We start from the raw sequence: 6,050 nt of genomic DNA on the forward strand, positions 1-6,050 counted from the left end.
CGCGATGTATGGGCAGACCGGCGGGGCCGCCGCGCCCGCGCTGGCCGTGCTGCGCGGCAGCTATCCGAGGGCGTGGGCCTACGTGGAGGCGGCGGCGCGCACGGGCGAGTCGGGCGGGTTGGTGCGGTCGTGGCTGGGCCGCACCTGCCCGCCGTCGACACCGTCGTCTTTGGACCGCAGCTGGCAGGACGAGGGCGCGTCGGGCCGCGCCCGCGGGCGGTTCACCCGCAACTTCGTGATCCAGGCGACCGCGGCCGAGTGGGCGGCGACGGTGCTCGCGCTGCTGCGCGACACGTTGTGGGACCTTCGCGCCCGCATGGTGTTCTTCCAGCATGACGAGGTGATCGTGCACTGCCCGGTGTCCGAAGTGGACGCGGTGGTGGCCGCGCTCAGCGACGCCCCGCCGCAGGCCGCACGGCTGCTGTTCGGCGAGACGCCGGTGCGCTTTCCACTGGATATCGCGGTCGTCGACGCGTACTCGGAAGCGAAGTAGTCAAAGCTCGATATTGAGCCGCTTCATCAAAGCGGGCGCCAGCAAACCGGCCCCTGCCGCGAGCGAGATCAGCGTGAACAGCACGCTGAGCACCCGCGTTTCGATCTTGCTGCCCGCCTCGATCGAAATGGTGTCGGGCAGCCCGATCATGCGCCACATGCGCCGCCCGGTCGGGATCGGCCACAGGATCGGCACTCCGGCCTTGGTGATGATGTCGCCCATCAGGTGCACGAAGCAGCCGACGCCGACCGCCACCCCGATCATCGGATATCCTCGATCGATTGTCGGCAGGTAGAGCCAGCCGAAATAGGCGGCACCGGCCGACAGGATGGTCACAAAAACCCAGCCGACCCGCTTGGCCCACTGGTGGAACAGCCCGCGCACGGCCAGGCCGAACATGAAGAAAAGCACGCCGAGCACGGCCCACCGGCCGTACTGGGTGCACAACCAGGTCGCGCCGAAGCCCATCAGCAGGCAGAACGGGATCGTGTGGGTGAGCGTGCGGTGCCCGTTGTCGCGATCCGGGTCCTTGCTCAACTTGGTCGCGTGATAGACGCCAAGTGATATCTTCTCGATCACCTCGGCGACGAACAGGGACAGCACGCCGAAGCTGCGCGAAACCGTTGACCCGCCCTGGTTCTTCGTGACCTTGCCGGACATGTCGAGGTCGGGGAGCAGCGCGCCGCCGGCGCAGACGGCCGCGCCGATCGCGATGGTCGTTGCGGACTGTCCGTAGTCGAAGGCCTCCTTCGCGACCCAGCACCCGGCCAACCACACCGCCGCGCCCGAAAGCGCGTGCGAGGGACCCATCATTGCGAAAACCTCCCCAGACACAAGGAATTGTGGCGCGAACCCGGCCTGGCGGGCGCGAGAGGAGGTCACACGGACCCGAGCCGACCGCCCCACCCGGCAGGGACCGAGGCGAGACGCCCGCGGCCACGAGGCACTGTGCCAAATGGAGGGCGGTCGCGCAATCGGCTGACCCTCCACTACGGACAGTTGAACGGCTCAATGGGTCACCGGTAAAGTACCGCGCGTGATGTGCCGTGATTGATGAGGAACGCGATGTCATGAATGCGATCGTCATCAATTTAGCGAGGCGGAGTCGACTCCTCGTGGAGCGACAGCTGCGTATTCTCGACGAGATGGAGCGGGAGGAGCGCGATCCCGAGCGCCTCGCCGCCCTGTTCCAGCTGGACCATCTGGCCGCGCGCCTGCGCCGCAACGACGAAAACCTGCTGGTGCTGGCGGGAGGTCAGATGCGCAGGCGGGCCGATGACGACGACCCGGGCGTGCCGCTCGACGGCGTGGTCCTCGCCGCACTGTCGGAGGTCGAGTCGTACCAGCGAATCCGGTCCGATGTCGAGGACGGCACGCCGGTGAGCGGGCACGCGGCGCCCGATCTCATCCATCTGCTGGCGGAGCTGTTCGACAATGCCACGGCTTTCTCGCCACCCGATTCGCCGGTCTGCGTCACGTGCGAGACCGACGAGATCGGGACGACGTTGCAGATCACCGATGAGGGCATCGGCCTTGCGCCGGGGGCGTTGCTCGAGGCCAACGCCCTGTTGAAAATGCCGCCCGATTTGAGTATCGCGGCCAGCGAGCGCATGGGGCTCGTCGTGGTCAGCCATCTGGCCGCCCGGCACCAGATCCGGGTGAGCCTTTCGTCCAGCTCGGCCGGTACAAGTGCGAGTGTTCGGATCCCGGGCGATCTCTTATTCCGCGAGGGGAAGAAATGAACACCGCCGCGCTAAGCAAGCCCGCAGAGGACCTGAACTGGCTGATCAACGCCTTCGTCGGCCGGGTCGCCGAGGTCCAGCACGCCATGGTCGCGTCTTCGGACGGCATGCCCATCGCACTGTCGGAGGGGGTGTCCCGGGCGGCCGCCGACCAGTTCGCCGCCGTCACCTCGGGACTGATCAGCATCGCAGGAGTGGTCTCCAATCTGGCCGACGGCGACGAGGTGCGCCAGGCGGTCATCGAGATGGCCCGGGGCTACTTCCTGGCCATGACCGTCCAGGACGGCTCGGTGCTGGCCGTGCTCACGGACAACAACGCCGATCTGGGCGTGGTCGGCTACGAGATGGTGCGCCTGGTCAAACAGGCGGGGGAGATCCTGACCCCGGCGCTTCGGGCAGAGCTGCAACAGGCGCTGCCGCGCTAGCGGATCCACAGCGGGCGCACAGCAAGCGCATGGGCGCTTCAAAGGGCCCGCTCGCAGGATGGACTCATGGATCGCAGCTATGAAGGCCGCCCGCTGGCCAAACCCCATGAGGAGATCTTCGACCAGGGCCTCGGTTTCGACCTGGGTATCCTGCGCCGCCGCCAACTGTTGCGAGCGATCGGCATAGGCATGGCCGGATGGGGCCTCGCCGCATGCGGAGGCGGCTCGGGCGGCGGCAATGCGACGGCCACCTCGTCGACCGCCCCGACCGGATCGCCCGCAGGCTCCGCGAGCACCGGCACGACCGGTGAAATCCCAGAGGAGACGGCAGGCCCCTACCCGGGCGATGGTTCGAATGGGCCCGACGTGTTGGAGCAGAGCGGGGTCGTCCGCGGCGACATCCGGTCGAGCTTCGGCGGCGCGGGCGGGAAGGCCGATGGCATCCCCATGACGCTGGAGCTGGTCATCAAGAACCTGGCCAATGACGGCGCCGCGTTTGCCGGGGCGGCCGTCTACGTCTGGCACTGCGATCGCGAGGGCAGATATTCGCTTTACTCGCAAGGGGTCACCGGTGAGAACTACCTGCGCGGTGTGCAGATCGCCGACGCCGACGGCAAGGTGAGATTCACGAGCATCTTCCCGGCGTGCTACCCGGGGCGTTGGCCGCACATCCACTTCGAGGTATTCCCGGATCGGGCCGGTATCACCGATGCCACCAAGGCCATAGCGACCTCGCAGGTGGCTCTGCCTGCCGAGGTGTGCAAGACGGCATACGCGCAACCGGGTTACGAGTCGTCGGTCACCGCCCTCGCCCGAGTCGACCTGTCCACCGACAACGTCTTCGGCGAGGACGACGGCGTGAAGCAGCTCGGGACCGTGACCGGTGACGTCGACAGCGGCTACACGGTCTCACTCGTCGTCGGCGTGGAATAGCAAGGTACCCGATCGTCACGGAGGGCATTACCGCCTGATGCACGTGGCTGTCTGACTGAGACCCGTCGCGAGGCGTTGGGCTTGAGTGGTGCGGCAGTGGCTTCGGTCAACGTTGGCATGTGCCTGACGGAGACCGGGGTGGGGCATGCGCCCCACCCCGCTTACGCGGCAAGGATTCCCATGCGCATCCGTTGCGGATGGTCGCCCACCGAAACGCGGGCGACCTCCGCTCCCGTGTCGTAGGAGATGGCCGAGATGGCGTCGATCCCGCTCCAGGACACGAAGCAGTACCGCCCGTCCGTACTGGGCGTTGCCCAGTACGGCTTGTCCCCGCGGATCAGTTGCCCGTGGGCGAACGTCGTCGGCGAGACGATGGTCGCGTAGTTGGACATCGTCCCGGCCACGCACAGCTTGGTCCCGTCGGGGTTCATCGCGATCCCGTGATGCGCCGAGTCGAGCAGGTAGTCCTCGCGCGGCGCGTTGGTCAGGATCGGCAGGTGCGCCACCCGCAGCACGCGGTCGGCGACCAGGTCGTACTCGATGAACCCGTGGTGGAACGACAGCTGCATGTAGGCCAGGCGCTCGTCGGGGGTCAGCGTCATCGGGCGCACCGCGGAGCTCAGGTCGGTGTGGCCGGCCGCGTCGAGCTTGGTGCGCATGTCGATGCGTTTGAGGATTTGCAGGGTACCCGCGTCGACGATCTGGAAATAACGCTGACCCTTGGTGCTGTCGAGCCACGGCCGGTCCAGTCCGGTGTAGACGCTGCCGATGCTGGCGTGGAAGATGCGCCGCCCGTCGCGCGAGTAGATGTTCTCGTGCGGGGAATCGCCCGACGCGAACGTGCCCACCTGCCGCCCGGTCGCGACGTCGAGCACGTGCACCACGTTGCCCGTGGACGCGGACACCGCCACGTGCCGCCCGTCCGGTGAGAGGGCCATGTGGTCGGCCCGGAATCCGCTGACCCGGAAGCGCCACGCCACCCGGCCCGTGGCCAGCGTGATCGCCACGACGTCGCCGAAGCTGGGCCGGGACACGACCAGCAGGCGGCCGTCCGGGCTGGTGTACATGTCGTCCACGAACTGATCATGCCCCTCGCCGATGAGTTGCCTGATCGCCAGGAAGTAGGCCAGCCGCACCGGGTTCAGGTAGATCTCGACCATGCGGGCGTCCCGGTCGGGGATGACGTTGATCCGGCGGATCCGTTCGAAGCCGCCGCTGGGGCGCAGCACGTCGACCGTGCCGTCCCAGTTGTTGCCCACGAACAGGACCTGCTGCGCCGGCTGGGCGGTTGCGGGGGTGGGTGTGGCGGCGCCGATGACGGCGACGCACACCAAGGCAATGACACTCCTCGATAGCTTCATATTACCGAAGAGTAGCTTGTCTCTCCAGCTCGTCAAGGAGTGTGAACAGGGTCTGCCGCAAAGGCGCCGCGAGCTCGCCGTCCTCGGCCAGATCATCGATCCGCCGGCGCGTGTCTTCGATCTTGGCGGTGAAGTCCTTGCCCCGGCCCTTGCGGTCGATCTCGTTGATCTCCTTGCGGAGGTCTTTTGCCTTGTCGGAGTCGATCTGGCCGGCGCTTTCGCCCGCGTCCACCGCCTGGCGCAGGGCGAGCAGGATCGCCGCCGCGTCGCGCTGCGCCGCCGGAGTGGGCGAGGAGGCCGGCGCCGGCCGCGCCTGCGTGACCGGGCTGCCGGTGGGAAGCGTCGTCACCGTCGAGGGGTCGGGCCGCAACGCTCGCGTGAGGAAGAAGATCCCTCCAATCACGAGGATCAGGGCGAGCAGCGCCACGCCCGCGACGACTGCGGGAGAGCGGCCTCGCTTGGCGGCCGGCGGGTGATAGATCTGCGTGGCATGCGCGGAGCGCGGTGGCACGGCCGCCGAACCGGCGATCAATCCGCCCGCGGGCGCGACCATCGTCCTATCCGGACTCTTCAGCACCTGCGCGAGGAACGACGAGGTCGGGCGCGCAAGCGGCGACGGGTCGAGCGCCTCCCGGATCACGGCCGCCGCCGGTGCGGGCACGCTCGGCGGCAAAGCGGGCAGGGCATGATCGGATCGCTGGGCGTCCTCCCACGACTCGATGGGCCACGGCTTGCGCCCGCTCACCATTTCGACCAGCACAGCGCCGAGGCCGAACACGTCGGCCGACGGATCGGGCGGCACCTGGCGCAATCGCTCGGGCGGCGCGTACGCGGGCGTGCCGATGATCCAATGTGAGTCCTCGCGGCGGCCCGTGACGGCCGCGATCCCGAAGTCGAGCACCTTCACGCCCGACGGCGTGAGCATGATGTTGGCCGGCTTGATGTCCTGATGGACCACACCCTGCGCGTGCGCGGCGGCCAGCGCCCCGGCCACCTGCCCGCCGATCGCGGCGGCCTGCGGCCAGCTCAGCGGCCCACGGGCCAGCCGGTCGGCCAGCGTCTCGCCGTGCAGCAGCTCCATCACGATGTAGGGCGT

General features: G+C 68.2%; 6 protein-coding genes and 1 pseudogene. 4 read left to right on the plus strand and 3 right to left on the minus strand.

All coding sequences use genetic code 11. From position 1 onward, the window contains the following. Nucleotides 1–493, plus strand: a pseudogene (locus tag DM816_RS39610) (bifunctional 3'-5' exonuclease/DNA polymerase); the annotation flags it as partial. Here the strand turns inward: DM816_RS39610 and DM816_RS39615 are convergent. Then, the gene (locus tag DM816_RS39615; RefSeq protein WP_117215610.1) at nt 494–1,306 is read right to left on the minus strand and encodes a metal-dependent hydrolase; all 813 of its coding nucleotides are present in this window, start codon (nt 1,304–1,306) and stop codon (nt 494–496) included. 302 nt (nt 1,307–1,608) lie between these two features. Here DM816_RS39615 and DM816_RS39620 point away from each other — a divergent pair, with 302 nt between their 5' ends. The 3 genes from DM816_RS39620 to DM816_RS39630 all read left to right on the plus strand — a co-directional run bounded on the left by DM816_RS39620 (nt 1,609) and on the right by DM816_RS39630 (nt 3,593). Then, nucleotides 1,609–2,235: an ATP-binding protein gene (locus tag DM816_RS39620; protein ID WP_162908325.1), complete on the plus strand. Its 627-nt coding sequence runs from the start codon at nt 1,609–1,611 to the stop codon at nt 2,233–2,235. After that, nucleotides 2,232–2,660, plus strand: coding sequence for a roadblock/LC7 domain-containing protein (locus DM816_RS39625; RefSeq protein WP_117215612.1), 429 nt, complete (start codon nt 2,232–2,234; stop codon nt 2,658–2,660). Before DM816_RS39620 ends, DM816_RS39625 begins: the two co-directional genes overlap by 4 nt. 66 nt (nt 2,661–2,726) lie before the next feature. After that, nucleotides 2,727–3,593, plus strand: a complete 867-nt coding sequence (locus DM816_RS39630; protein WP_117215613.1) for a dioxygenase family protein — start codon at nt 2,727–2,729, stop codon at nt 3,591–3,593. A 161-nt stretch (nt 3,594–3,754) separates the two neighbouring features. On the opposite strand, the gene DM816_RS39635 is transcribed toward DM816_RS39630, so the two are convergent. Continuing rightward, nucleotides 3,755–4,954 carry a YncE family protein gene (locus DM816_RS39635; RefSeq protein ID WP_117215614.1) on the minus strand — a complete coding sequence of 400 codons (1,200 nt, stop codon included), beginning with the start codon at nt 4,952–4,954 and terminating at the stop codon, nt 3,755–3,757. A gap of 1 nt (nt 4,955) precedes the next feature. Further along, the coding region (locus tag DM816_RS39640) for a protein kinase domain-containing protein (protein WP_162908326.1) at nt 4,956–6,050 on the minus strand (1,095 nt) is incomplete at its 5' end.

This window comes from Allorhizocola rhizosphaerae, from assembly GCF_003426775.1.
Taxonomy (GTDB): domain Bacteria; phylum Actinomycetota; class Actinomycetes; order Mycobacteriales; family Micromonosporaceae; genus Allorhizocola; species Allorhizocola rhizosphaerae.

Bases quoted from the DNA above. Each gene is read 5' to 3' on its own strand.
- DM816_RS39615 (WP_117215610.1), bottom strand. From the start codon at position 1,306: ATGATGGGTCCCTCGCACGCGCTTTCGGGCGCGGCGGTGTGGTTGGCC.
- DM816_RS39630 (WP_117215613.1), top strand. From the start codon at position 2,727: ATGGATCGCAGCTATGAAGGCCGCCCGCTGGCCAAACCCCATGAGGAG.
- DM816_RS39625 (WP_117215612.1), top strand. From the start codon at position 2,232: ATGAACACCGCCGCGCTAAGCAAGCCCGCAGAGGACCTGAACTGGCTG.
- DM816_RS39635 (WP_117215614.1), bottom strand. From the start codon at position 4,954: ATGAAGCTATCGAGGAGTGTCATTGCCTTGGTGTGCGTCGCCGTCATC.